This window comes from Thalassobellus citreus (assembly GCF_044385915.1).
GTDB lineage: Bacteria > Bacteroidota > Bacteroidia > Flavobacteriales > Flavobacteriaceae > Thalassobellus > Thalassobellus citreus.
This window is the reverse complement of record NZ_JBISCC010000063.1, coordinates 1-281: the sequence shown is the minus strand read 5'-3', so window position 1 is coordinate 281 and position 281 is coordinate 1. Positions and strand designations below refer to the sequence as shown.

The following is a 281-nucleotide window of genomic DNA, read 5'->3' as shown; positions in this document are numbered from 1 at the left end:
ATCCAAATTTCAGCATTTTCAACTAAATTTTTAACTCTCGCATGATCAGCATGACCTGTATCTGCATAGACCGTTAAAATATAGTCAATAAGACTGAGCATCATAGGGTATCCGGCAATTTCATCACCATGCATAGAAGATGTAAACATAAGTTTAGGCTCTTGTTCGTCGGTAGTTACATTATCAGATATTTTTACAAACAATAATTCTTTTCCATCATTTTCGGCAGTACTACCAAGACTTATTTTTTGCACAAGTGTAGGATTATCATTTTGAAAATC

General features: G+C 33.5%; 1 protein-coding gene. It reads right to left on the bottom strand.

Annotated features, from left to right (window positions below; genetic code table 11):
* A partial coding sequence (locus ACH5TX_RS00315) for a M14 family zinc carboxypeptidase (RefSeq protein ID WP_439337570.1) occupies positions 1-281 on the bottom strand: 281 nt, incomplete at both ends.